The sequence below is a fragment of the Candidatus Desulfovibrio trichonymphae genome (assembly GCF_002355955.1).
Taxonomy (GTDB): domain Bacteria; phylum Desulfobacterota; class Desulfovibrionia; order Desulfovibrionales; family Desulfovibrionaceae; genus Desulfovibrio; species Desulfovibrio trichonymphae.
On the sequence record NZ_AP017368.1, the window covers coordinates 1,101,917 to 1,125,490 of the forward strand.

General features: G+C 56.6%; 23 protein-coding genes. 6 read left to right on the top strand and 17 right to left on the bottom strand.

Annotation, left to right across the window (positions count from 1 at the left end):
• Positions 1 to 4: 4 nt before the first annotated feature.
• Positions 5 to 184: a 4Fe-4S binding protein gene (locus RSDT_RS07915; protein WP_408606725.1), complete on the top strand. Its 180-nt coding sequence runs from the start codon at positions 5 to 7 to the stop codon at positions 182 to 184.
• 186 nt (positions 185 to 370) lie between these two features.
• Here RSDT_RS07915 and RSDT_RS07515 read toward each other — a convergent pair whose 3' ends face one another.
• The 5 genes from RSDT_RS07515 to RSDT_RS05305 all read right to left on the bottom strand — a co-directional run bounded on the left by RSDT_RS07515 (position 371) and on the right by RSDT_RS05305 (position 4,959).
• Complete coding sequence (locus RSDT_RS07515; RefSeq protein ID WP_231941814.1) at positions 371 to 754, bottom strand: MFS transporter; 384 nt, start codon at positions 752 to 754, stop codon at positions 371 to 373.
• Complete coding sequence (locus RSDT_RS07520; protein ID WP_231941815.1) at positions 732 to 1,409, bottom strand: MFS transporter; 678 nt, start codon at positions 1,407 to 1,409, stop codon at positions 732 to 734. Before RSDT_RS07520 ends, RSDT_RS07515 begins: the two co-directional genes overlap by 23 nt.
• 221 nt (positions 1,410 to 1,630) lie before the next feature.
• Positions 1,631 to 2,581, bottom strand: a complete 951-nt coding sequence (locus RSDT_RS05290; RefSeq protein ID WP_096399846.1) for a carbohydrate kinase family protein — start codon at positions 2,579 to 2,581, stop codon at positions 1,631 to 1,633.
• A gap of 67 nt (positions 2,582 to 2,648) precedes the next feature.
• A complete protein-coding gene (gene cutA / locus RSDT_RS05295; RefSeq protein ID WP_096399847.1) occupies positions 2,649 to 2,981 on the bottom strand; it encodes a divalent-cation tolerance protein CutA in 333 nt (110 codons plus the stop codon).
• Positions 2,982 to 3,384: 403 nt separating this feature from the next.
• Positions 3,385 to 4,959, bottom strand: a complete 1,575-nt coding sequence (locus RSDT_RS05305) for a cobyric acid synthase (protein WP_231941924.1) — start codon at positions 4,957 to 4,959, stop codon at positions 3,385 to 3,387.
• A gap of 264 nt (positions 4,960 to 5,223) precedes the next feature.
• Here RSDT_RS05305 and radA point away from each other — a divergent pair, with 264 nt between their 5' ends.
• Genes radA through uvrB form a run of 5 tightly spaced genes read left to right on the top strand, consistent with a single transcriptional unit; the run spans position 5,224 to position 11,879 of the window.
• Positions 5,224 to 6,564 carry a DNA repair protein RadA gene (radA, locus tag RSDT_RS05310; RefSeq protein ID WP_096399849.1) on the top strand — a complete coding sequence of 447 codons (1,341 nt, stop codon included), beginning with the start codon at positions 5,224 to 5,226 and terminating at the stop codon, positions 6,562 to 6,564.
• A gap of 47 nt (positions 6,565 to 6,611) precedes the next feature.
• A complete protein-coding gene (locus RSDT_RS05315; RefSeq protein ID WP_096399850.1) occupies positions 6,612 to 7,241 on the top strand; it encodes a class IV adenylate cyclase in 630 nt (209 codons plus the stop codon).
• Positions 7,228 to 7,542, top strand: coding sequence for an ATP-dependent Clp protease adapter ClpS (clpS, locus tag RSDT_RS05320; protein WP_096399851.1), 315 nt, complete (start codon positions 7,228 to 7,230; stop codon positions 7,540 to 7,542). Before RSDT_RS05315 ends, clpS begins: the two co-directional genes overlap by 14 nt.
• A gap of 46 nt (positions 7,543 to 7,588) precedes the next feature.
• Positions 7,589 to 9,850, top strand: coding sequence for an ATP-dependent Clp protease ATP-binding subunit ClpA (gene clpA / locus RSDT_RS05325; RefSeq protein WP_096399852.1), 2,262 nt, complete (start codon positions 7,589 to 7,591; stop codon positions 9,848 to 9,850).
• A 10-nt stretch (positions 9,851 to 9,860) separates the two neighbouring features.
• Positions 9,861 to 11,879, top strand: coding sequence for an excinuclease ABC subunit UvrB (gene uvrB, locus RSDT_RS05330; RefSeq protein WP_096399853.1), 2,019 nt, complete (start codon positions 9,861 to 9,863; stop codon positions 11,877 to 11,879).
• A 350-nt stretch (positions 11,880 to 12,229) separates the two neighbouring features.
• On the opposite strand, the gene RSDT_RS05335 is transcribed toward uvrB, so the two are convergent.
• From RSDT_RS05335 to RSDT_RS05390, 12 genes are all read right to left on the bottom strand, one after another.
• Positions 12,230 to 12,700, bottom strand: a complete 471-nt coding sequence (locus tag RSDT_RS05335) for a DUF5131 family protein (RefSeq protein WP_331712853.1) — start codon at positions 12,698 to 12,700, stop codon at positions 12,230 to 12,232.
• The gene (locus tag RSDT_RS07920) at positions 12,690 to 12,818 is read right to left on the bottom strand and encodes a DUF5131 family protein (RefSeq protein WP_408606694.1); all 129 of its coding nucleotides are present in this window, start codon (positions 12,816 to 12,818) and stop codon (positions 12,690 to 12,692) included. Before RSDT_RS07920 ends, RSDT_RS05335 begins: the two co-directional genes overlap by 11 nt.
• 87 nt (positions 12,819 to 12,905) lie before the next feature.
• Complete coding sequence (locus tag RSDT_RS05340; protein ID WP_096399854.1) at positions 12,906 to 14,318, bottom strand: amino acid permease; 1,413 nt, start codon at positions 14,316 to 14,318, stop codon at positions 12,906 to 12,908.
• 72 nt (positions 14,319 to 14,390) lie between these two features.
• Positions 14,391 to 15,110, bottom strand: a complete 720-nt coding sequence (locus RSDT_RS05345) for a YggS family pyridoxal phosphate-dependent enzyme (RefSeq protein WP_096399855.1) — start codon at positions 15,108 to 15,110, stop codon at positions 14,391 to 14,393.
• A gap of 46 nt (positions 15,111 to 15,156) precedes the next feature.
• Entirely contained in the window at positions 15,157 to 16,074 is a 918-nt protein-coding gene (era, locus tag RSDT_RS05350; protein ID WP_096399856.1) for a GTPase Era, read from the bottom strand.
• Positions 16,075 to 16,245: 171 nt separating this feature from the next.
• Complete coding sequence (gene holA / locus RSDT_RS05360) at positions 16,246 to 17,280, bottom strand: DNA polymerase III subunit delta (protein WP_096399858.1); 1,035 nt, start codon at positions 17,278 to 17,280, stop codon at positions 16,246 to 16,248.
• Between the two features lie 73 nt (positions 17,281 to 17,353).
• Entirely contained in the window at positions 17,354 to 19,870 is a 2,517-nt protein-coding gene (leuS, locus tag RSDT_RS05365) for a leucine--tRNA ligase (protein WP_096399859.1), read from the bottom strand.
• A 105-nt stretch (positions 19,871 to 19,975) separates the two neighbouring features.
• Positions 19,976 to 20,449: a transcription antitermination factor NusB gene (nusB, locus tag RSDT_RS05370; protein ID WP_096399860.1), complete on the bottom strand. Its 474-nt coding sequence runs from the start codon at positions 20,447 to 20,449 to the stop codon at positions 19,976 to 19,978.
• Positions 20,450 to 20,452: 3 nt separating this feature from the next.
• Positions 20,453 to 20,929 (bottom strand): 6,7-dimethyl-8-ribityllumazine synthase, encoded by a 477-nt coding sequence (gene ribH, locus RSDT_RS05375; RefSeq protein ID WP_096399861.1) that lies wholly within the window; start codon positions 20,927 to 20,929, stop codon positions 20,453 to 20,455.
• Between the two features lie 351 nt (positions 20,930 to 21,280).
• Positions 21,281 to 21,934, bottom strand: coding sequence for a riboflavin synthase (locus tag RSDT_RS05380; RefSeq protein WP_096399862.1), 654 nt, complete (start codon positions 21,932 to 21,934; stop codon positions 21,281 to 21,283).
• A 30-nt stretch (positions 21,935 to 21,964) separates the two neighbouring features.
• Positions 21,965 to 23,098 (bottom strand): bifunctional diaminohydroxyphosphoribosylaminopyrimidine deaminase/5-amino-6-(5-phosphoribosylamino)uracil reductase RibD, encoded by a 1,134-nt coding sequence (ribD, locus tag RSDT_RS05385; RefSeq protein WP_096399863.1) that lies wholly within the window; start codon positions 23,096 to 23,098, stop codon positions 21,965 to 21,967.
• Positions 23,091 to 23,570 carry a deoxycytidylate deaminase gene (locus tag RSDT_RS05390; protein WP_096399864.1) on the bottom strand — a complete coding sequence of 160 codons (480 nt, stop codon included), beginning with the start codon at positions 23,568 to 23,570 and terminating at the stop codon, positions 23,091 to 23,093. The genes ribD and RSDT_RS05390 overlap by 8 nt, the downstream gene beginning before the upstream one ends.
• Positions 23,571 to 23,574: the final 4 nt, after the last annotated feature.

The following is a 23,574-nucleotide window of genomic DNA, read 5'->3' on the forward strand; positions in this document are numbered from 1 at the left end:
GATACTGCGCAAACCCAAAACAATCAATGAAGAACGCTGTAACGGCTGTGGACTGTGCGCAGATGCGTGTCATGAGGATGACGTTGGTATTGTGAACGGCAAAGGCAAACTATTGCGACGGCCTCGGCATCTGCCTGCCCGGACAAATGTCCTGAATTTTGAAACACGGGAAGCCCCATTTTGACACCGCCGCAGTTGCCGCGCGCAGGGCCTTCTGTGGCGGTTGCGTCGCTGCCCTGGTGGGCGAGGGTGCGGCACGTCAGAACATTGTGCAACGCACCGCGGACACAGTGTTGGTGGACAGGGTTTTCGCCTTGAGGTGTGTCCTGCCCACGGGCTTGAGGCGCTGTTTGCGCCCGACGCCCACCCGTCAGATGGCTCGCTCGCCTTTGTTGGGTGTCCAGCAGGTCAGTCCGAAGGCCAGCAGCAACAGCACAATAAAAATGCTGTCAACTAGGGCGTAACTTCCGGTGAGGTCGTGGGAAATGCCCATGATGGGAAAGCCGAGACAACGCAGCAGGATGAAAATGGAAATAAATTTATAGGCCGGCAAAAAATTGTCGCTGCCGAAATAGAAAGCCGTCACTGCGGGCAAGACTGTCCAGAGCCCACCAATGCAGCAGCCGAAGGTGATACAGAACAAAATCAGGCCGGGAAGCGTCGGCGGCAGAAAGCCGGCGCACACGCTTGTGCAGCTCAACAGCATGACAAGGCGTAAGGGCGTAAGGCTGTTATGGCTGTGAATCTGTCGCACATCCAGCCCCAGACGTATTTAGCAAGGGCGGCGCACAGAGCGGACACGCACGCCAATATAACGGCCGGATACGGGGGAGAGCCCGGCATCCGCGAAACACGGCTTGAGCTGGCTCATGACGCCGGAGCCGCACATCAGCGCAAGGCCGAAGGCTATTCCCAGGGCATAGGCTTGGGGATCGTGCACGATTTTTGTAAAAAAGCGCGCGGGTGGTATGATGTTGCGGCGGGAAGGCAGAAGGGCTTCCGTCCGGGTGCAGGCCCATCTCTTCTGGCGTGTCCCGTATGAGCAGCCAAGATGCTGGCGCCAGCAGCAGGGTGGCCGCGCCTAGAATCATGTAGGCAGTTTGCATGCCGAATGTGTTGATCAGCGGTAGGGCGATCAGCGGCAGCACCGCACCGGAAAGGGACGTGCCCGCGTTGACAAGACCGAATGCCCTGCCGCGGTAGCGGGAAAACCAGTTGCTGACCAGTGCGTTGCCCACAACGCCGCCGCAGGCCTGTGTTGACACCCAAACCACGGTGAACAGCCCTGTGAACACCCATATATTATGACTGAAGCCCAAAAAAAATGTGACGCAACCGCCCGCCAGCGCGCCGAGAGCCATCAACGCCCGCAGCGGGAAGCGGGCAGAAAGCCCGACCATCACCGGCATGGCTATCTGCGAGGCCAGAGCGGCAATTACCCATGCCGGCGTTTATCGCGTCTCGTGACCAGCCGTTCACCTCGCACAGGGGCTCCATAAAAGCGTTCATCACATAGAGTGCGCAGCTCTGAAGCATAAAATTGCCGCTCATGGAGAGCAGGCCTATTTTCCAACCGTAAAACATGCGTTGTCCCGCTGCTTCACTACTGCCGGCGGCGTTTTTTGTTTGTTCAACTTAGAGCAATCGGCATTGGTCCGAATACGGCTTCATAGCGTTTTTTAAACTGTGCCTTTGTGAATTTGTGCTCCTGCGTGCCTGTGTGCTCCAGCGCGAAGCTCGCGCTGACAGAGCCGAATTTCGCGGCCTCGGGCATGGGCAGCCCGTGCGCGAGGCCTTTGACAATGCCCGCACGGTGCGCGTCGCCCGCGCCGGTGGGGTCAACCACGCTTGACGGTACAGCCGCCGGGATAAGCGTTTCCGTGCCGTCTGCGCCACGCACAAGCGCGCCCTGCGCGCCAAGCGTCGTTACCAGCCAGAGAGTTCGGCCGAGCATCTCGTTTTCAGTTTTGCCCGTGGTTTTGCAGATCATCTTGAGCTCATAGTCATTGGTTATGCAGGCAAAAGACCCCTCAACAGCCTTCAGCAGGTCGGAGGCGGAAAGCACGGGCATCTGCTGGCCCGGATCATAAATATACGGCACGCCCGCGTCACGGTACAGGGCGGGCAGGCGGCACATGTCATCTATATTGCCGGGCGAGACGATGGCGATATCTGTGTCCTGACTGAGCGTGTCAAAGGTGTAGTCCGACGGCAGCGCCATGGCGCCAGGATAAAATCCTGTTATTTGGTCGCCGTTCATGTCTGTGGTGATGTAGCACAACGATGTGAACACGTTTGTGTCGCGGCGGATGCCGTCAAGCGGCAGGTCACGTTTTGCAAGCGACCGCGCGTAGGCGTCAAAATCGCGTCCAGCCGAGGACACAATGACCGGTTTTTCGCCAAGCAGGGCAAGCGACCACGCAATATTGCCGGCGCAGCCGCCGCGGCGTTCGTCCATTCTGTCCACCATGAAGCTCACGTTGATCTGATGCAGCTTGTCTATCAGGATATGGTCCTGAAAACTGCCGGAAAATGTCATAATGCGATCAAAGGCCAGAGAACCTGAAATATAGATGGACATGGTTTCCTCTCAAAACGCTTTGCTGTTTATGCCGAGAATCTGTCGCGGGCAACGGGGACAGCAATTTTTACGCTTCCCGTTCTTTTGACGGCAGGCTGTTTTCCGCAATCCAGCTCAAAAAGGGGGCATGCCCTTCCCCAATAGGCAGGGCGACGATGCAGGGCACTTCATGGCTGTGGTTTTGCCGCACCACCGCGCAAAAATCACCGAACGCCGCGCGGCTGACATGGGCCGTCAGCAGGCATTCCCCGGCTTCACGCACTGCGCCTCGCCAACGGTAAACAGAGCGCATGCCGGGCAGCAGATTGACGCCGGCCGCGAGGCGGGCTTCAACCAGCATACGGGCGATCGCCTCGGCTTCGTCCGTATCCGGCACAGTGACATAGACAAGATACGACACGACCGCTTCCCTTTCTCCTGATTCGGCGCTGTAGCTGGTCAGAATAAAAAATCAGCGGCCTTTCGTCAACGCGATGCACCGCGCAAAACAGGACAATTGAATGAATTTCTAGACAATATCTGGTGTCTAATTGCTGAAATTTCAATTATATGATATTCCTGCCTGAAACGGTTCAGAGGGCTTGAATCCAAGCGTAACCTGGACAATAAACCTCTGGCTTTGGAAGAAGCGAGTGGGCATATAAGCGGGAAGTGACATCTCCGGCGCCAAAACAAAGCCCGGTTTTCCTGCTTTTATGGATGATCTGTTGTTCAACCTTCCTAAGCAGGCAGAAAATATCATGTAATTATGGATAATCACAGCAATCACAAGCGGTATGAAGCCTGCCTTGAAAAACATCCGATCATACTCCCAGCAGAGAATATACGGAGAGCATGTTGAGATTTTGTTCCACCACATCGGCGAGCCTGTCCAGTTCAGGGCCCAGACTGTAAACGCACCCTGTCTGCGGCGCAAAACACGCCTTTTCGCGCAGGCTATTTAAAAAAGCATGCCGGAAGGCGTCCGCGTCAAAAAGGCCGTGCAAATAGGCGCCCCACACACGCGCACGGCCGTCCGGCTCAAGACGGCCCCAGCCCAACACCCTTCCCGCAGTATCTTCCATGACCGGCGCCATCCTGTCGTGTTTTTTGCGGCGGCTTATCGGCTCGCTTTGCCCGTGGCGTATCTCATAACCTTCTACCGACAAGGCGGTGCCGGCTACCGTTTCAAGCATTCTGCCAGCGACGCGGCGCAATTGCTTTACCTCGCGAAGTCGCGTGCGCAGGGGCAGCAGCCCGAGGCCTGCTGCCCTGCCTCCATCCTCAATGCATAAAGGGTCGTCAATGCGTTGGCCGAGCATTTGCAAACCGCCGCAAATACCCACGACAGTCGCGTTGTCCTGTTTGGAAAAACGGCAAATGGCCTCCGCAAGACCGGTTTTTTGCAAGAAACGCATATCCGCAACGGTATTTTTGCTGCCGGGCAGAATGACCGCGTGCGGGACGCCGAAGTCTTCCGCCCGCCGCAGGATGCGCACACGAACGCCGTGTTCTGCGCGTAGCGCGTCCAGATCCGTAAAATTGCTGATATGGGGCAGGTCTGTCACCGCTATATCGAGTGTTTGGGGAGGGCATGTTTTGTCCGGGCCGGTTGACGTAAAAAGGCCCGGCGTGATTCCCAATTTAAAACTGACGGAATCCTCCTCTGGAAGATGCAGGTCTTTCAGCATGGGAATAACGCCTAGAAAGGGTCTGCGCGTGCGGCTGCTTACAGCGGTGAACGCCGATGTAAGCAATGTGGCGTCGCCCCGGAATTTGTTGAGCACATAGCCTGCCACGCGCGCCCTGTCGGCGCGGCCCAGCAGGCTCATGGTGCCGACAAGAGCGGCAAACGCGCCGCCACGGTCAATGTCTGCGACAAGCAGCACGCGGGCGTCGGCAAGACGGGCCATACGCATATTGACGATATCGTGGGCCTTGAGATTTATTTCTGCCGGGCTGCCCGCGCCTTCCAGCACCATGACGTCCTTTCCCACGCAAAGGCTTTTGTATGCTTTGCGCACGGCCCGCCAGGCCTTAGTCTTGTAGAGATGATACTCGCGCACACGCATTTGGCCCACCGGCTCTCCCATAACAATAATTTGCGCGCCGGTATGGGAGGTGGGCTTGAGAAGAACGGGATTCATGCGCACATCGGCGGACAGGCCACAGGCGGCGGCCTGCAGGGCCTGTGCGCGCGCCATTTCTTTGCCGTCATCCGTTACAAAGGAATTCAGGGCCATATTTTGGGCTTTGAAAGGAGCTGTCTTGAGCCCCCGACGCGTCAGCAGACGGCAGAGGGCGGCAGTGAGCAAACTTTTGCCCGCATTGGAGGATACGCCTTGAACCATCAGGGCGGGAACAGGAGGTGCAGCAGACAGGCGGGAGATGGTGCGCATGTGTGTGTTCACTACCCGCAAAGGCAGCGCGGCGCAAGGTATTGACGCTGCTTTTGTCGTGAAGCAGATTGCCGATGTGACGGAAAAGCCTTGTGGAAGTGCGCAGTCTGAGTGCCGCCCCATCGAATCTGCCGAAGAGCGTGCCGGCATCTCCGGCGTTGTTTCCAAACGTTTTCAGCATCTCTCCCCCACGCTGAATATGTTCAAGACAAGGAATACAGTCCCACGCTTGCGGCTGCCGGGCTTTTTCCGTACTCTTCGGACATGTCAAAAACGCGCGAAGTGTATGTCTGTTCCGTCTGCAAGGCGCAGACGCCGCAATGGCGCGGGCAGTGCCCCAATTGCCGCGCATGGAACACGCTTGAGGCCGTGGCCGTGGCGCGCGGCTCGGCCGGCCTCAAGCCCGCCGGGGCTGTTCTTGCGAAAGTCCGTCCCATAGCCCTGTGCGATGTGGCCGACGTCGGCCACGCCCCTTACGGCAGCGGCCTCGCGGCGCTTGACAGGGTGCTCGGCAATGGGCTTATGCCCGGAGCGGGCATTCTTGTGGGCGGCGAACCGGGCATCGGCAAATCAACGCTGCTCTTGCAAGTGGCAGGGCTGGTGGCGAAGCAGGCGCGGCCTGTGCTGTACGCCACAGGCGAGGAATCCCTGCCGCAAATCAAGGCCAGGGCCGAACGGCTCGGCCTGCTTGACCCCCATCTGACAGCGCTTGCTACAACGCGCGTGGAGGACGTGCTCAATGCCCTCGCCGTCGGGCGGCACGCGCTGCTGGTGCTGGATTCCGTGCAGACGATGACAAGCCTTGAGGCGGAAGGCCTGCCGGGCAATGTCAGTCAGGTGCGTGCCGTGGCGACAATGCTACTGGAAACCTGCCGCCGTACGGGCGTCACCCTGATACTGGTCGGGCACGTCACAAAAGACGGGGTGCTGGCCGGGCCGCGTCTCTTGGAACACACTGTGGACACGGTTGTCTCGCTGGAGGGCGACCGCCGCCATACCTTTCGTCTGTTGCGCGTGTTTAAAAACCGTTTTGGCCCGAACGAGGAACTGCTGGTTTTTCGCATGGGCACGGACGGCATGCGGGTGGTGGACGATCCGTCCACGTTTTTTCTGGACGCGCGCGACCCGTCACTGTCCGGCACTGCCGTGGTCATGGCGGTGGATGGGCAGCGTCCGCTGGCTGTGGAAGTGCAGGCCCTTGTGGCGCACACGTTTTTGAGCATCCCCCGCCGCACGGCGCTCGGTTTTGACGTCAATCGCCTGCATTTGCTGTTGGCAGTGCTGGAAAAGCGGCTTAAACTCAGCTTCAATCAGGTGGATATTTACGCCAAGGTGGGGGGCGGCATGCGTCTGCAGGAACCTGGACTTGATCTGGCACTGGTGGCAGCTGTTCTTTCCTCATATTATGACGTGCCTCTGCCGGAGAAATGCGTGCTATGGGGCGAGGTGGACCTCAACGGTCAGGTGCGGCCTGTGACGGCGCAGGAAGCGCGCCTTGCTCAAGCACGGCGGCTCGGCTATATCCCGATTGTGTATCCGGACGCTTCCGCCGGCGGCATTGCGACGGTTGCCGCGCTGCAGCAGCAGTTGTTCCGTCGACATTAAGAAAACCATATCATTCAATTTGTCACAGCCCGTTTAGAGTTACAGTCATGTCGCTGGAAATTGAGCGTAAATATCTGCAGGTTGATTTTGACGTTGTGCGCGCAGCGCTGAAAGCGCAGGGCGCGCACAATCTGGGCGCTCATTTTGAACGCAATGATATCTTTGACACTCCCTCTGCCGAGCTTGTCGCGGGCAGCCGGCTGCTGCGTCTGCGCACACAGGAATGGCCGGGAAAAACACGTTATATGCTCACGCTCAAATTGCCGGCGGAGCAACAGGGAGCGCGGTTCAAGGTGCGTGAAGAGCATGAGTTGGAGGTGGTGCATGACTTAGGCATGCGCAGTGTGCTGGAGGGACTGGGCTTTCGTGTGACGGCGCGGTATGAAAAAATACGCGAGCAGTGGCGCTGGGAAGATATGGAGGCCGATCTGGACGTGCTGCCCTTCATGACGGCGGTAGAACTGGAAGGAGAAGCGGAGCACATTCTGCGCGTCGCGTGGCGGCTGGGCTTTGGTGAAGGGCAGGCGAGCATAAAAAGTTATCATGATCTCCATCAGGAATGGCAGCGGCAAAACAGCATGCCGCCAAGTTTGTCTTTTGTGTTCAGTGAAGAACAGCGGCGCTTCTGGCGGCAAAAACTCGGTTTGCCGGAGGGAGTATCGCATGCCGCTGCATAGACCTGATTGTGATGACAACGCCCAGGTTGTTGTTGAAAAAAAACTCAAGGAGCCGGACAGGTATCGCGTGCTGCTGCACAACGACGATTATACAAGCATGGATTTTGTTGTCGGCGTTCTGTGCGGCATTTTTCACAAAACGCTTGAGCAGGCCACCTCTATTATGTTGGCCGTGCATCAGCACGGTATCGGGCAGTGCGGGGTCTATACGCGGGAAGTTGCGGAGGCAAGGGTAAATCAGGTGCATTTCAAGGCGCGGAAAGCGGGATTCCCCCTCAGGTGCACTATGGAAAAGGCATAGTGACACATACTGATAAATCTTTATTCAGGCATAAACAGAGACTGACATGTTAAGCCATGACGTACAGGTCGTCCTGCGGGACGCGCTTCTGGAAGTGCACCGGCGCAGGCAAGATCTTTTGACTGTGGAGCACTTGTTGTACGCGCTTACCAACAGTACGAAAGGCAGAATTGTCTTGGACGGCAGCGGCGTCGGCGTGGCTGTGCTGCGGGAACAGCTTGAAGGATTTTTTCACAGCGAGCTGACGTCGGTGGAGACAGCCGGCGATTATGAGGTCACGCAGACAGCCGGGGTGCAGCGCGTGCTGAAGAGGGCGATCAGCCATATCCGTTCGGCCGGTCGCGCGCGCATGGAGATTGAGGATCTGCTGATCGCCATTCTAGATGAAGAGGAAAGCTATGCCGTGTATTACCTGCGTCGGCAGGGCGTGGAACGACTGGACGTGCTGACCTTTGTTTCACACGGACTGGGAGACGGCGCCGGTTCACGCGGAATCACGGCAAAAAATGACGAGACGAAAGATAGCGCTGACGTCCTGGCGAAATACACGGTGGACCTGACGGCGCACGCCAGAGCGGGCAAGATTGATCCACTGGTCGGACGCGGCGAAGAGCTGGAACGGGCTATGGAAGTGCTCTGCCGCCGCCGGAAAAACAATCCTCTTTTTGTGGGTGACCCGGGCGTCGGCAAAACGGCGCTGGCGGAAGGTCTGGCCCTGCGCATTGTGGAAGGTCGCGTGCCGCCATTGTTTGCCGATGCGCGCCTTTTTGCGCTGGACATGGGCCTTGTGCTGGCTGGCACACGCTACCGCGGCGATTTTGAAAACAGGCTTAAGGCTGTCATACAGGCATTAAAGGCCATGCCCGACGCTGTTTTGTGCATTGATGAAATCCATACCCTCGTCGGCGCCGGCGCCACGTCCGGCGGCTCAATGGATGCTTCGAATCTCTTGAAACCGGCGCTGGCCAACGGCGATATCCGCTGCATCGGCTCCACGACATATGAGGAATACCGCAACCATCTAGAAAAAGACAGGGCGCTGGCGCGGCGCTTCCAGCGCATTGACCTGCATGAGCCGAGTACGGAAGACTGTCTGGCTATTTTAAAAGGGCTCAGCGGCCGCTATGCGGAGCACCATCATGTGTGCTACAGTCAAGCCGTGCTCAAAACAATAGTTAACCTTGCCTCCCGGCATATACGGAACCGCCTGCTGCCGGACAAGGCCATTGACGTCATGGACGAGGCGGGAGCGCTTGTGCGTCTTGGGCGGCATGCTGAACGCGCGGACGCGGCAACGCGGCGTCCGACCGTGAGCACAGACGACGTAGAACGCGTTGTGGCCCGCATAGCCGGCATTCCCTTGCGCTCTGTTTCCGGGCGGGAACGGGCGCGTCTGGCGAATCTGGAGAGGGATTTAAAAAATCTGGTCTTCGGTCAAGATGAAGCCGTTGCGCTGACGGTTCGGGCTATTCTTCGAGCGCGTGCTGGTCTCGGGGGAGAGCGGCGTCCCGCCGGCGCGTTTTTATTTTATGGGCCGACAGGTGTAGGCAAAACCGAAGTGGCTCGCAGTCTGGCCCGTCTTTTGGACGTGGAGTTTTTGCGGTACGACATGAGCGAATATATGGAAAAGCATGCCGTTGCAAGACTTATCGGCACCCCTCCCGGCTATGTGGGTTTCGATCAGGGGGGGATGCTCACCGAGGCCGTGCGCAAGACGCCGTATTCCGTGGTGCTGTTGGATGAACTGGAAAAAGCCCATCCCGACATCTTCAATGTGCTGCTGCAGGTAATGGACTATGCGACGCTCACAGACAGCACAGGGCGCAAGGCGGATTTTTCGCATGTCATTGTGATAATGACATCCAATGCCGGGGCCTTTGAAATGGCAAAGGCAAACATCGGCTTTGGCGATGCCGATCCCCGGGACGCGGCGCACAAGGCGCTGAAGACAGTGGAAAATATTTTTACGCCGGAGTTCCGCAACCGTCTGGACGCTCTTGTGCCGTTCAGAACTTTGACGCCGGAAATGATGCTGCGCATTGTGGACAAGTTTGTCGCGGAATTGCGCGAGTCGCTGCAGCAGCGCAATGTCCGCCTTTCCGTGACGGCAAAGGCGCGGGAAAAGCTAGCCCGTCAAGGCTTTGATCCGTCCATGGGCGCGCGTCCCCTGCGCCGCCTTATACGCGGCGAGCTTGAGGATCGTCTGGCGAACGAGCTGCTTTTCGGAACCCTGAAAAAGGGCGGGGCCGCCAGCCTGACGTGCAGGGGCGACGGTTTTGCGCTGGTGCCTGTAGCAGCCCGACATTGATATTCCGTTGATGGACAGCGTATCTTTTTTGCTTGAGACAGACTACACGCCTATGGGCGATCAGCCGAAGGCTATTGCGGCGCTGGCGGACAATCTGCACGCAGGCGTGCGCGCCCAGATGCTGCTTGGCGTGACCGCTTCCGGCAAGACATTTACCATGGCCAACGTGATCGCGAAGTGCGGGCGTCCGGCACTGGTGCTGGCGCCCAACAAAACACTGGCGGCCCAGCTCTATAATGAATTCCGCGAGCTTTTTCCGCACAATGCCGTGGAATATTTTGTGAGCTATTACGACTATTACCAACCGGAAGCGTATGTGCCCGCTTCCGACACCTATATTGAAAAAGATTCTTCCGTCAACGACAATATTGACAAATTGCGTCATGCTGCCACGCACGCTCTGCTGACGCGGCGTGATGTGGTTATTGTCGCGTCGGTGTCCTGCATTTACGGCCTGGGCTCGCCGGAATATTACGCGAGAATGGTCATCCCGGTTGAGGTCGGGCAGCATCTGTCAATGGACAGTCTGATCAGCCGCCTTGTTGAAGTGCACTACGAACGCAATGACTACGATTTACACCGCGGCGCTTTTCGCGTGCGCGGGGACGCGCTGGAGATCATTCCCGCCTATCACCATGAGCAAGCTTTACGTCTGGAGTTTTTCGGCGACGAACTGGACGCCATGCGCGAAATTGACCCGCTCACCGGCAAGGTTTTAAGCGAAACCGCAAAAACCGTCCTGTTCCCGGCCAGTCATTTCGTTTCAGCACGGGATAATTTACAGCGCGCTGCGAACGACATTCATCTGGAACTGTCCGAGCGTCTGGCCTGGTTCAAGGATCAGGACAAACTTGTGGAGGCGCAACGTCTGAAGCAGCGCACACAGCTTGATCTGGAAATGATTGAAGAGCTCGGGTACTGCAACGGCATTGAAAATTATACCCGTCATCTGGACGGCCGCCGGCCCGGCGAACCGCCGGCCTGCCTTTTCAATTACTTTCCACCCGATTTTCTGCTGTTTATTGACGAATCGCATATCACGGTGCCGCAGGTGGGCGGCATGTACAGAGGGGACCGTTCCCGCAAGCAGACCCTGGTGGATTATGGTTTTCGCCTGCCTTCAGCCCTAGATAACAGACCCTTGCGTTTTGAAGAATTCACGGCATTGATTAATCAGGTTGTGTTCGTTTCGGCAACGCCGGGACGCTATGAGCTTGATGAGGCGCAAGGCGTTGTGGCCGAACAGATCATCCGGCCCACCGGTCTGCTGGATCCGCTGACGGATGTCCGGCCCGTGACGGGCCAGATGGAAAATCTGTTGAGTGAATGCCGCGCAAGGGCAACGCGCGGAGAACGTGTGCTCGTCACAACACTGACAAAGCGCATGGCCGAGGATTTGACGGAATACTGCTGTAATATGGGCGTTAAAGCCCGCTATCTGCATTCAGATATTGACACGCTTGAGCGCATGCAGATTATCCGGTCACTGCGGCTGGGAGAGTTCGACATGCTGGTCGGCATCAATCTGTTGAGAGAAGGTCTTGATATCCCAGAGGTTTCTCTTGTCTGTATTCTGGACGCAGACAAAGAGGGTTTTTTACGCTCAGCAGGCTCCCTGATACAGACCTTCGGCAGGGCCGCGCGTAACGTGAACGGGCAGGTAATTTTGTATGCCGACACAATGACTGTTTCCATGAAGGCCGCTCTGGACGAAACGTGCCGGCGGCGGGCGAAACAGTCAGCATATAATATTGCGCATGACATCACGCCGCAAAGCACGAAAAAAAGTCTTGAATCTCCATTGAATACACTGTATGTGGGAAAAAATGTCGCTGGCCGCAGACGCGGCCGCGGTCGTGACAAGGCGCAGGACGCGCCGCCGGGTACTGCCGAGGAGGCTGCCGCCTGCGCGCTTGCGCTGGAAAAGGAAATGCGTCAAGCCGCGCGTGAGTTGGAATTTGAGCTAGCCGCCGAACTGCGCGACCGCATCCGCGCGCTGCAGGCGCAATTTATCACTTTGCCGGAATAACGGAAGCATTTAAAATCGGGTCATGCCCGGCTGAGAGGAGTTTTGCAGCAACACTTTTGCCCTGATGCATCCCTTCTGAATTGTAATAATTTATCCGGCATCCAAGATCGCTTGGCTCCTCCAAAAAGTTGCTCAGTTTTCGTCGGAACTCGACCTGATAAAATTCAGAGTGGTGTAATTTCCTCACCTTGAAAATTTATGTTGTCACAGTGAGAACTGACAACATCTTTCCTCATTTTTTGAGGTTATCTGGTTTCAAAAAGGTCCATCAAGCATACGACCAGCTTTTTTCTTGTGTATGCCGCCCCACTGTTTGAAAAAGAAGGCTGTGTCTGACTAGCTCACACTGATCACAGCTCTATGACCCAATCTTTACGCATAGGGCGTGATTGCGGCCCGGATTCTCCGCCCGCTATCAGCCAGTCAATGCCGGTAAGGTTAATTTCGCCAAGAGAAGACAGCAAGGGTTCACAAGAGAGGAATTTAATTTTCACACCTGTTGCCCGAAGATCATCAATCCTGTTTGTAACCTCGTAACTTTCGACAGTAATCCCCATCCAGACATTATCAGGCCAGCTGATTTCAGGAAAAAGCATACGCAATCGCCGGCTTCTTTTGGTGAGTACCTGAAAAGTATGCTGTTTCGCTTGCTGCATTACTCCAACTACCTGTTGGATATAGGTAAGTGGTATATCTTCATGGAAAAGATCGCTCATGGAGTTCACAAAAATTTGGCGAGGGGCTTTCCATGAGAGAGGCAGGTTGAGCATATGTGGCTGTAGAGTTAGAGAAAACGTGTTTTCATAGTTTTTATTCCCCATAGCATGAAGACATTGCTATGCGCTCCGCATAACCGTTCTTGCAGCCGGGGCTGATTTTTGTACAACCAGTCACAGGATTCCAACTTGCCTTTGTCCATTCTATTGTTGTTGTGGCCATAATTTCTCCAAAAATCACTGCGCACTATTGTTTCTTTTAAAGATGATACGCATCTTTTTCATTTAACCATAACAAAAACGGCATATTTTATATCGGCAGGTTTGATTTCTTTTTTAAGAGCCGGAAACCTATATAAGCCAGACCCACCCAAATCGGAACGGCCATTACCGCTCTGAGCATGCCTAAATCCGGGGTGCCCATCGCTCCCAGAATAAACAGGGTGCTTGCCAGACACAGATAGTTGCTGAAAGGATACCACGGAGACGGAAAGATGGTTCGGTGATGGTGCCGAGTCATATATTGCTTGAATTTCAGGTGAGCCAGGCTGATCATTGCCCAGTTGATGACCAGGGCGGACACCACTATGCTCATGACTACCTGAAAGGCGTCAATCCAGGAAGGCATGAAGTAGTTAAGGGGCACCACAAAAAAAGTCAGGACGCCAGAGAGCAGCATGGCTGGGCCGGGCACACCACACTTGTCTGTTTTATTGAACAGACTTGGAGCGTTTCCCTGAAGAGCCAACCCATAGAGCATCCGGCTGTTGCAATAGACACTGCTGTTGTAGACCGACAGGGAGGCAGTCAGCACCACGAAATTAAGGGTTCCGGCCACGGCCTTGAATCCGATCCGGTCAAAAATCATGACGAAGGGGCTGTCCGTGAGATGCAGATTGCTCCAGTGATACAGCGACAGAAGAACGACCAGAATACCGATGTAGAAGCACAAGATGCGATAAATGACCTGATTGACTGCCCGCGGAATAACTTCATGCGGACTGTCGGTCTCGGCGGCAGTTATGCCGAGCAATTCCAGGCCGCCGAAGGCAAAGGCTATTATCGGCACAGCCAGAAGCAGCCCTTTTAGTCCGTTGGGGAAGAATCCGCCATAGGCCGGATCTCCGGCGTGTTCACCGCTTTGGGGCATCTGCCATAAATTTTCAAGGCCGGAACCGGGAACCAGTTCAGGGTTTAGTAAAAGGATATATACACCAATGCCGATCATGGAGGCTAAAGCGACCAGTTTGATAATGGCGAACCAGAATTCCATCTCCCCAAAAGCCTTGACGGCAGTCAGATTGATGGCGTTGATGAGCACAAAAAAAAGAAAAGCCGAAACCCAAGTCTCCAGACCCGGGAACCAGTATTGCATATAAGCTGCCACCGCCGTCAATTCTGACACGGCAACCATAACGTAAAGAAGCCAATAATTCCACCCGGCCAGAAAACCCGGGAATTCCCCCCAATATTTATAGGCGAAATAGCTGAAGGAACCGGCTTTTGACTCCTCGGTAACCATTTCGCCCAATTGGCGCATAATCAAAAAGGCCAAAAGACCGGCCAGGGCGTAACCCAGGATGACCGAGGGGCCTGCCGCAAAGATTGCCCCGCCCGTGCCCAAAAATAAGCCGGTGCCCACAGCACCGCCCAAAGCAATAAGTTGAATGTGGCGATTTTTCAGCCCCCGTTTAAGGTGCCCTTCCCGAGCTTCTCTAACCATGCAAATCCGTCCTCAAGTTTCTCTCTTCAGATGGTGTTAAAATACTCCGACATTTCCCTCTCAGCCGGGCATCTATGCCAAACGTGGCCCGAAAATATCCGTTCCTATACGCACAAGGCTCGCTCCTTCCGCCACTGCCGCCGCAAAATCCCCGCTCATGCCCATGGAAAGGTCCGGCAAGGGCAAAGAAAGCCTTGCACGCAAGTCTTCACGCAAGGCGTACAGGCGCGCGAAATACGGACGCGCAGCCTCGCCCGCGTCAAAAACAGGCGGCAGACACATAAGGCCACGCAGTTCCAGATGCGGACAATATTCCATAATATAATCGACCAGAGCGGGTAAATTTTCAGTCATAACCCCTGATTTCTGCGGCTCAGCCGCCAGGTTGACCTGTACAAGCACGGCCTGACGCTCCCCACACGACGCAAGCCGATTTTCCAAAGCACAGGCGAGCCTGCACGAATCCAGCGTGTGCAGCAATACAAAAACGCCCGCAGCCGACGCGGTCTTGCGGCTCTGAAGATGGCCTGTAAAATGCCAGCGGATGTTTTCCGTTGCCGCGCTGTCCGCCAGTGTGGCCATATCTTCCCGTTTTTGCAGGGCTTCCTGCATATAATTTTCGCCGAAGTCTCTCTGCCCGGCGGCTGCTAGAATCACCACCGCCGAAGCCGGGTGCAGTTTCGACACCGCGACAAGGGTCACTTCCTCCCGACGGCGTCCTGCAGCCGCACAGGCCGCGTCAAGACGCTCCAGCACGCGCTCATACCGCCCGAGCAGATCACCGTCACGCATAACAACATCCACTGGAACAGGTAAATAACAACAATTCCGGGGCGGCTCACGCAAAGCCCATATTGTGCAAAAAAATCGGGTCTTCCGCCCAGTTTTCCCGCACCTTGACCCAGAGTTCCAAATGCACCTTGCCCCCGATAAGTTCAATCATTTCACGGCGCGCCTCGCTGCCGATCTCTTTGATGCCGCCGCCGCCCCGTCCTATGACCATGGCCTTGTACATGGGGCGGGCCACATATATGACAGCGTGGATGATCGTCCGGCCCTGCTCTTCATTCTCTTCCCAGTTCTCCACCTCCACGGCGACGCCGTAGGGCACTTCTTCGCGCAGACGCATAAAAAGTTTTTCACGGATAATTTCGGCCGCCATGAAACGCAAAGGCGATATGGAGAGCTGATCTGCCGGGTACTGCGCCTCGCCTTCAGGCAGTCTGCTCTCGACAAGACACACAAGTCCCTGCAGACCATCCTTGCAAAGGGCCGAAGCAGGAAAAATTTCCGCCGCCGGCCATATCTCCTGCAAACGGGTGAGCAAGGGCAGCATGCGGCTTTTGTTGCCGAACATATCTATCTTGTTCGCTACTGCGATTATGGGGCGGTTATCACCGGCAAGAGCATCTGCCGCCGGCGCGAGATCCCTTTCAAGAAATTCCGGGCGGCATATATACAGGTGGGCATCAAGCACAGGCATGATAACGTCCGCCTGCCCAAGACTCTGCCAGACGGCCTGAATCATCGTTTTGGAAAGGCGTCCACGCATCTGCGTCAGACCGGGCGTATCCATAAAAATAATCTGCGCTGCGGGATTTGTCAGGATGCCCATAATCTGATTGCGTGTGGTCTGAGCCCTTGGTGTGACAATGGTCACCTTCTTCCCCAAAAACGCGTTGAGCAATGTGGATTTGCCCGCATTGGGCGGTCCCATGATGGCCACATGGCCGCAGCGATACACTGTCTGCGTCATTTCTTTTCCTTTTTTGTTCCGCCCCGCCAGGCCTTGCCGCTTCTACGACCATGCCGTCGCCTGAAAACGGCAAGTGCATGCCGGCAATGCGCATTCCCCTGTACGCGGCAAGCCCCGGGATGCGCTTGCGGAAAGGTAACTGAATGCGCTGCAACAACATGATGGTCATTTTCACACATTCCTTTCAGACACCGACTTTTCCTGTCCCGACAGCTCCTTAAAAAGACACGTCAATTCCGTCGTCAAAAAGTCAAGGCTCTGCCCCGCCTCAAGACGGCCGCTTTTCACCTGCAACTCCGCGTCCATAATCAGCGCCATACATTTAGAAAGCCGCGCAAAATCAATACGCCTCGCCAGGTGCTGCTTGAATTCAGCCTCAAAAGGGAAAAACCGCACCTGTTCACCGGCCTTGACACGCCAGAGCTGGCGCATATCGCGCGCGAGCAAAGAGAGCAAGGGGAACAGCAGCCCCACGCTGTCGCGGCTTCGCGCCACTTCCCGCAGCATGGCGGGCAGATTGCCCGCCTCAATATGTCGCAGGCAGGCAAAAATATTGCACTCCGGACTTGAAGCGCACAGCGCTGTCATGGCCGAAGTGATACGCCCGGCGTCACCGGCCGCTTTGGCGGCGGAACGCAGCAGAACAAACTTTTGCAGTTCATTTTCAACTGCAGACGCGTCCGGCAGCACAGAGGCGCAGAACTGTTCGAGCGCATCCTGCTCAAACTCCAGGCCCAACGCACTGGCCCGCGACTGGACATGACGCTTTATGCCGCGCTCATTCAGACCATCCTGACGCCAAACCCAGCCCTGTTTGTCGGCAAAGACAAAACAGCGAAGTTTGGAGAAGAAAGCGGGAATTTTTGGTTTGCCCTTTTCCCATGCCACCTCAAGACAAAAAAAAGACAAACATTGCGGCGAAGGACGAGCCAAAGCATGCGAAAGCTGTTTCCAGACGGCGGCGGGCCACTGATCGGCCTGACGGACAATGACCGCGCGGGCATTGCCGAACAGCCCCTGCATGGTGAGCTGCTCCCAAAAGGATTTTGGCGGTTCCTCGTCGCCCCAGTGAACATGGCGTTCCCATTGCCCGCCCACGGGGGAAAAAGCCGCAAGTCGCTCATCAAGCCGTCTGTGGAGCAACAACGAGTCCGGACAGACCAGAAAGCAAAAACCGGGCATTTGTCCGGACACGACTGAAGACATGACGCACCCCGATATACTGATGTTGCATACTGCCTGTATGTGTCCGCGACACGCGCGTCGTTGCGCCTCGAAACTATGCTTGGGAAGCCACAATATTGACCAGCTTTCCAGGCACCACCACAACCCGACGCACGATCATTCCTGCCGTATGGCGCAGCACAGCCGGATCATTGAGGGCGGCAGCCTCAATCGCGGCCCTATCCACATCTGCCGGCGCTTCAACAGTGCCGCGCAGCTTGCCATTGACCTGCAATGCCACAGTCAGCATAGCACGGGCCGTTGCCGCGGGATCCCACTGCGGCCAGGGCTCGTCCGCAAGCGGCTGCGCATGTCCGAGGCGCTCCCACAATTCTTCACAAATATGGGGAGCAACAGGTAAAAGCAGTGTCAGCGCCGTAGCCATGGTGGACGAAAACACACGCCTTTCAGCCTCACTGCGCCCAAGTTTTTCACGCGCAAGATACATGGCGTTGACAAGCTCCATAACAGCGGCAATAGCCGTGTTGAACTGAAAACGGGCCATATCCTCCCCTGCTTTTTTCACAGAGAGGTGCTCTTTGCGCCGCAATTCGCGGGCATCGGCGCTACACGCGTCGGCGGAGGCCGCCCCGCACGCCTTGAGAGGCAGCAGCCTGTCCTTTTCTTCAAAAAACAGCCGCCACACGCGGCCCAAAAATCGGGAAGCTCCTTCTATTCCGGAATCCGACCAGTCAAAATCCCGTTCCGGCGGGGCTGCAAACAAACAAAACAGACGCACGGTGTCCGCGCCGTATTTGTCCATCATTGCCGTTGGGTCAACCGCATTGCCCCTGGATTTCGACATCTTGCATCCATCTTTCAGCACCATGCCCTGCGTGAGCAGATGCGCGAAGGGCTCCGCAATGTCCAGAGGGAAAAAACCCAGATCACGCAAGACCTTGGTAAAAAAACGGGCATAGAGCAAATGCAGGATGGCGTGTTCCACGCCGCCTATATACTGATCCACCGGCAGCCAGTACTTGAGAGCATCTGCACTGAAGGGTGCGTCGGTTCTGCGCGCGTCGGTATACCTGGCAAAATACCAGGAGGATTCCACAAAGGTGTCCATCGTGTCGGTTTCACGTCGGGCTGGTTTGCCGCAGCGCGGGCAGAGGCAATTCACAAAAGAAGCGGTTTCAGGCAAGGGCGAACGGCCGTCGTCGCGCGTTTTGACGTCTAACGGCAGAATGACCGGCAGATTTTCCTCTTTCTCCGGAACCATGCCGCATTTTTCGCAATACACCACGGGAATGGGAGCGCCCCAGTACCGCTGGCGCGAAATGTTCCAGTCACGCAGACGAAACTGTATGGCCGCCTTGCCCCTGCCCGCTTTTTCCAGGGCTTCGACCACGGCCTCTTTGCCCGGCACATTGCCCATGCCGTCAAAAGGCCCGGAATTGACCATACGGCCATCGCCCGTGAACGCCCCGTCCATGTCGTCCGGGTCGAGACTTTCCCCTTCAGGGCAGATGACCACCCGCACAGGCAGGCCATATTTACGCGCAAAATCAAAATCACGCTGATCGTGCGCCGGCACGCCCATTACCGCGCCGGTACCGTAATCTGCCAGCACAAAATTGCCGAGCCACAAGGGTACGCGCATGCCGCTGAAGGGATGGACGACATAACCCCCTGTAAAAACACCTTCTTTTTCAAGAGTATCGGTCTGACGCTCCAAACGGTCCATTGCGCATATGCGTTCCACAAAGGTGCGCACTTCACCAGTTTTGTCATAACCCACGATAATGTCTTCCACCAGGGGATGTTCCGGCGCCAGTGTCATAAACGTCACACCGAAAAGCGTGTCCGGCCTCGTGGTAAACACCTCTATGCCGCTTACGCCAGCAATACTTTTTTCAAGACCGAAAGTGACGGATGCTCCGGTGGATTTGCCTATCCAGTTCCGCTGCATGGTTATCACACGGTCGGGCCAGCCGCCTTCAAGCAGGGCAAGGTCGTTCAAAAGCTCATCGCCGTACGCAGTTATCCTGAGAAACCATTGCGTCAGATCCTTCTGCTCTACACGGCTGTCGCAACGCCAGCACAGACCGTCAACCACCTGCTCGTTCGCCAGCACTGTGTGACAGGCAGGGCACCAGTTCTGCGGGGCCTTTTTACGGTATACAAGCCCTTTTTCAAGCAGGCGCAAAAAAAATACCTGCTCAAAACGGTAGTATTCCGGCCGACATGTGGCGATTTCCCGCGACCAGTCATAGGAATATCCAAGGCGTTGCAGTTGGGCGCGCATATTGGCTATATTGGAGTATGTCCATTTTGCGGGATGGGTGCGGCGCTGTATGGCCGCATTCTCCGCCGGCAGGCCGAAAGCGTCCCATCCCATGGGGTGCAGCACGTTAAACCCATGCATTCGCTTGCAGCGCGCCACAACATCGCCGATGGAATAATTGCGCACATGCCCCATGTGGATGTTTCCGGAAGGATAGGGAAACATTTCCAGCACATAATACTTGGGCCCATCGCCCCTGCTGCCGACGTCAAAAGCCTTTTGAGCCCGCCAGCGGGCCTGCCATTTTGCCTCAACACTCTGCGGGCTGTACTGTTCCTGCATCATCTGCCCCTGCCTCCGAACCAGTATATCATAAAAACTATTACTGATAATCAAGTACATGTAAAACAGTTCTGTCCGCCCACACCGGGGCGTAAGAGCATCGACAGGTCACAAATTGTCGCACTGTGCTCCGGAAAGGAGAAATTCTCCGCTTTCCGCCGCTTTTGCGGCTGCGTCCAGAATGCCGTTGATAAAGCTTTTCGCCTGCTCACCGCCGAACTGGCGGCTCAATTCCAAAGCCTCGTTGATGGCCACCTTGGGCGGCACATCCTGCCGAAAAAACAGCTCATACACAGCAAGACGCAACAGAGTCAGCTCAACGCGGCCCATACGGTCCACGCGCCAGTTGCGCGCATACCGGGCAATAGCGGCGTCAAGCTTTGCGCTTGCGCTCCAGACCCCTTCCACCAGCGTGAAGGCATACCTCGAAACATCCTGCCCTGTCCCGGTGCCAGCGTTGTGCGGCGAGAGTAAAAAGGCCAGACGCATCTCTTCCCGGCTGTTCGCCGGGGTGAAGGAAAGACCATAAAGCACCTGCAAGGCCAGCTCGCGCTCTGCCCGGCGCTTTTTGCCCCTGTTCATAACCTACAGCTGTTCCATCACGCGTATGGTCTCCAGCATGGCGGATGCGGCTTCAACACCCTTATTGCCGGCTTTGGCGCCGGCGCGTTCAATAGCCTGTTCAATGGTGTCGCAGGTAAGAAGACCAAAACCCACTGGAGTGCCGAAAGCCAGCATGATCTGCGCAATGCCCTTTATCGCCTCCGCGCAAACATAATCAAAATGCGGCGTGCCGCCGCGTATCACCGCACCGAGCGCCAGAATGCCGTCATATTTTTTTGAGGCGGCCAGCTTCTGGCATATCAGAGGCAACTCAAAAGCGCCGGGCGCACGCACCAGCGTGAGTCCCGCCGGATCAATTCCGTGACGTTCCAGATAATCCAGCGCGCCGCTCACAAGGCGGTCCACAATAAAGTCGTTAAAACGTGTGGCAACGACGGCCACTTTCAGGCCGACAGCGTTCAAACGACCGGCAATGGTTGTGACTGTGACAGTGCTCATAATTTTGAAAACTCCTGCGAAATGTAATTCGGTCCAATCAACTCAAATGTAGCCCAAATCAAGAGCGCTCACAAGGCGTTGAATACCTTGTATGCAGGCCATATTACAGATTTCGGCAGATCTGGAGCGGACAAGGGACATCTCCCTCGGCAAATGGATACAGCAAAACGCTTCAGTTTTCTGTCCGCCTTCAACCTATGTGGCAAGATGAAGATTACGTTGCGCGTGTTCGCACATGCGGGACCATCGGCGGCTTGACGCTGACTTTGAAGCAAAGATTGTCTGGAGAGACGCTGCCCGTCCGCAAGCTGTTGACGCGGCGGCAAGCGGCAATCTCAAACACGCCGTTCTCTAAAGAAATCCGTTTTCCAGCAGAAATTCACGGTTCAGGCCGCCGCCGGACGCAGCAGGGGCGTTGCGCGCTTCAAGCAATCGCCGCACATACTTGCCTATCATATCTGTTTCCATATTGACGCGCGTCCCCGGCCGCCAGTACCGAATCGCCGTGCGCCTGCGGGTGTCGGGAATGACGTTGGCCTCCAAAAAATCTTTTCCGCAGGCGTTGACCGTCAGGCTGACGCCGTCCAGGGCCACGGAACCCTTGTATATGACCTCCACGGCAAACTCTTCCGGAAACGTCAGACGGTACACAAACGACTGTCCGGACGGACGCAGTTCCGTCACCGTGGCAAGGCAGTCAACGTGCCCGCTGACCAGATGCCCGCCCAGACGTTCGCCCAGCGCGAGAGCACGCTCAAGGTTTACCTGACTGCCGTGCGCAAGCCCGCCGAGAAGTGTGCGCGAAAGTGTTTCCGCAGAGGCGTAGGCCGTAAAAGAATCCCTGTTGTGCGTCTCCACCGAGAGGCAAGCCCCATTGACGGCAATGGACTCCCCGTCCGCAATATCCAACAGGACAAAAAGCGGACGCAACGTCAGACGGCACTCCCCGCCTTTTTTGTCAAGCGCGACAATCTCGCCCAAGCCCTGCACAATGCCCGTAAACATCTCTGATCCACCAAGTTGGAAAATAATCAATTATACAACAGGCCGCAGCACAAGATGCACGTCTCCGCCGCAAAGGCTTGTTTCACTCACCCGCATGCGCAGCGCTTCGTCCATGCCCAGGGGCGCACGACCGGTGAACAGGGGAAAAGCTTCATTGTCTCCCAAAATGGAGGGCGCGAGATGCAGGCGAAATTCGTCCGCCATATCCGCCTCCAGAAGAGACAGGGCGAGCCGTCCCCCTCCTTCACAAAGCACATACGGGCTGCCCGTCTCCTGCCGCAGGGTTCTCATAAGCGCAACAAAATCCGCCCCGTCGTGCGGTCCATACCCATAGTCCAGCACGCGCACGCCCCTGCGGCGAAGCCGATCGGCTTCAACAGACCCGGCCGCTGCGGGAGACGTAAAAAAAATTGTCTGCAAGGGCCGCTCCGCCGGCAAAAACGCCGCGTCGTCAGCCCGCGGCAGACACGACGTGACAACACAGGCAAGAGGCTGGGGCCCGGCAACGGATGCGTCCCGCGCAGTGAGCCGGGGGTTGTCCGCCCTGAATGTGCCGCCGCCCACAAGAACAACCCCGCCGCAATGGCCGACGCCCGCGCGCCATTGCTGCACCTTCCGACGTGAAGCAGCGGAGCCGATCCAGCGGGATTGACCGTTGCGCGCGGCAATGCGACCGTCCAGCGTGGCGGCCATTTTAAGAATTACATACGGCCGGTCCGTCTCCTGCCAGACCAAAAAATCCGCGACAAGATCACGGCATTCCTGTTCCAGTACACCTTCAATGACTTCCACGCCGGCCTCGCGCAGACGCACGGAGCCGCCGCCGGCCAGAGGGTTCGGATCCGCCAGACCTACAACCACCCTTGCTATGCCGGCCGCTAATATGGCGTCTGTGCACGGCGGCGTTTTTCCGCAATGCTTGCAGGGTTCCAGCGTGACCACAAGTGTGGCTCCGACAGTCTCCCGGCTGCCCTCCGCCGCATTTTTCAGGCAGGCCACTTCGGCATGGTCATCCCCCGCGGCGCGGTGAAAGCCCCCGGCCACAATACGGCCGTCGCGCACCAGCACAGCGCCCACAGTAGGGTTGGGGCAGGCGGTAAAACGTCCCTCTTGCGCCAGCGCAAGGGCCTCGCGCATAAAGGGCGCATAGTCCTGCTCAGACACGTTGTTCCGCCCCCACGGCCGGCGGCGTAAAATAGAACTGCCGCACAGTCACTCCGGCATCCTTGAGCATGACCGCCGCGAGCCCGTCAGGATAATTTTCCGTATACCATATCCGGCTGATGCCGCAGTTGATCAGCATTTTGCTGCACAGCACGCAGGGGTGTGTCGTGCAGTACAGTTCCGCGCCCTGAATGCTGATGCCGTGTATTGCCGCCTGAATAATCACATTCTGTTCTGCGTGCAAACCGCGGCAGATTTCATGACGCTGCCCGGAAGGGATACCCATCTCCTCACGCAGACATCCCACATCAAGGCAGTGCGGCCCACCCGATGGAGCCCCATTATAGCCCGTCGCCAGAATGCGCTTGGCCTTGACGGCCGCAGCCCCCACCCTGCGGCGCGTGCATGTGGATCGCTCGCTTACAAAGTAGCTGATATTCATAAAATATTCCGGCCATGGCAGTCGCTGCATTATG

Bases quoted from the DNA above. Each gene is read 5' to 3' on its own strand.
- leuS (WP_096399859.1), bottom strand. From the start codon at position 19,870: ATGATGCAGGAACAGTACAGCCCGCAGAGTGTTGAGGCAAAATGGCAG.
- RSDT_RS05305 (WP_231941924.1), bottom strand. From the start codon at position 4,959: ATGCGCACCATCTCCCGCCTGTCTGCTGCACCTCCTGTTCCCGCCCTG.
- radA (WP_096399849.1), top strand. From the start codon at position 5,224: ATGTCAAAAACGCGCGAAGTGTATGTCTGTTCCGTCTGCAAGGCGCAG.
- RSDT_RS05390 (WP_096399864.1), bottom strand. From the start codon at position 23,570: ATGCAGCGACTGCCATGGCCGGAATATTTTATGAATATCAGCTACTTT.
- RSDT_RS05315 (WP_096399850.1), top strand. From the start codon at position 6,612: ATGTCGCTGGAAATTGAGCGTAAATATCTGCAGGTTGATTTTGACGTT.
- clpA (WP_096399852.1), top strand. From the start codon at position 7,589: ATGTTAAGCCATGACGTACAGGTCGTCCTGCGGGACGCGCTTCTGGAA.
- holA (WP_096399858.1), bottom strand. From the start codon at position 17,280: ATGTCTTCAGTCGTGTCCGGACAAATGCCCGGTTTTTGCTTTCTGGTC.
- uvrB (WP_096399853.1), top strand. From the start codon at position 9,861: ATGGACAGCGTATCTTTTTTGCTTGAGACAGACTACACGCCTATGGGC.
- RSDT_RS05340 (WP_096399854.1), bottom strand. From the start codon at position 14,318: ATGGTTAGAGAAGCTCGGGAAGGGCACCTTAAACGGGGGCTGAAAAAT.
- clpS (WP_096399851.1), top strand. From the start codon at position 7,228: ATGCCGCTGCATAGACCTGATTGTGATGACAACGCCCAGGTTGTTGTT.
- era (WP_096399856.1), bottom strand. From the start codon at position 16,074: ATGACGCAGACAGTGTATCGCTGCGGCCATGTGGCCATCATGGGACCG.
- RSDT_RS05345 (WP_096399855.1), bottom strand. From the start codon at position 15,110: ATGCGTGACGGTGATCTGCTCGGGCGGTATGAGCGCGTGCTGGAGCGT.
- RSDT_RS05335 (WP_331712853.1), bottom strand. From the start codon at position 12,700: ATGGGGAATAAAAACTATGAAAACACGTTTTCTCTAACTCTACAGCCA.
- RSDT_RS07920 (WP_408606694.1), bottom strand. From the start codon at position 12,818: ATGGCCACAACAACAATAGAATGGACAAAGGCAAGTTGGAATCCTGTG.
- RSDT_RS05290 (WP_096399846.1), bottom strand. From the start codon at position 2,581: ATGTCCATCTATATTTCAGGTTCTCTGGCCTTTGATCGCATTATGACA.
- RSDT_RS05380 (WP_096399862.1), bottom strand. From the start codon at position 21,934: ATGTTTACGGGCATTGTGCAGGGCTTGGGCGAGATTGTCGCGCTTGAC.
- RSDT_RS07520 (WP_231941815.1), bottom strand. From the start codon at position 1,409: ATGCCGGTGATGGTCGGGCTTTCTGCCCGCTTCCCGCTGCGGGCGTTG.
- nusB (WP_096399860.1), bottom strand. From the start codon at position 20,449: ATGAACAGGGGCAAAAAGCGCCGGGCAGAGCGCGAGCTGGCCTTGCAG.
- ribH (WP_096399861.1), bottom strand. From the start codon at position 20,929: ATGAGCACTGTCACAGTCACAACCATTGCCGGTCGTTTGAACGCTGTC.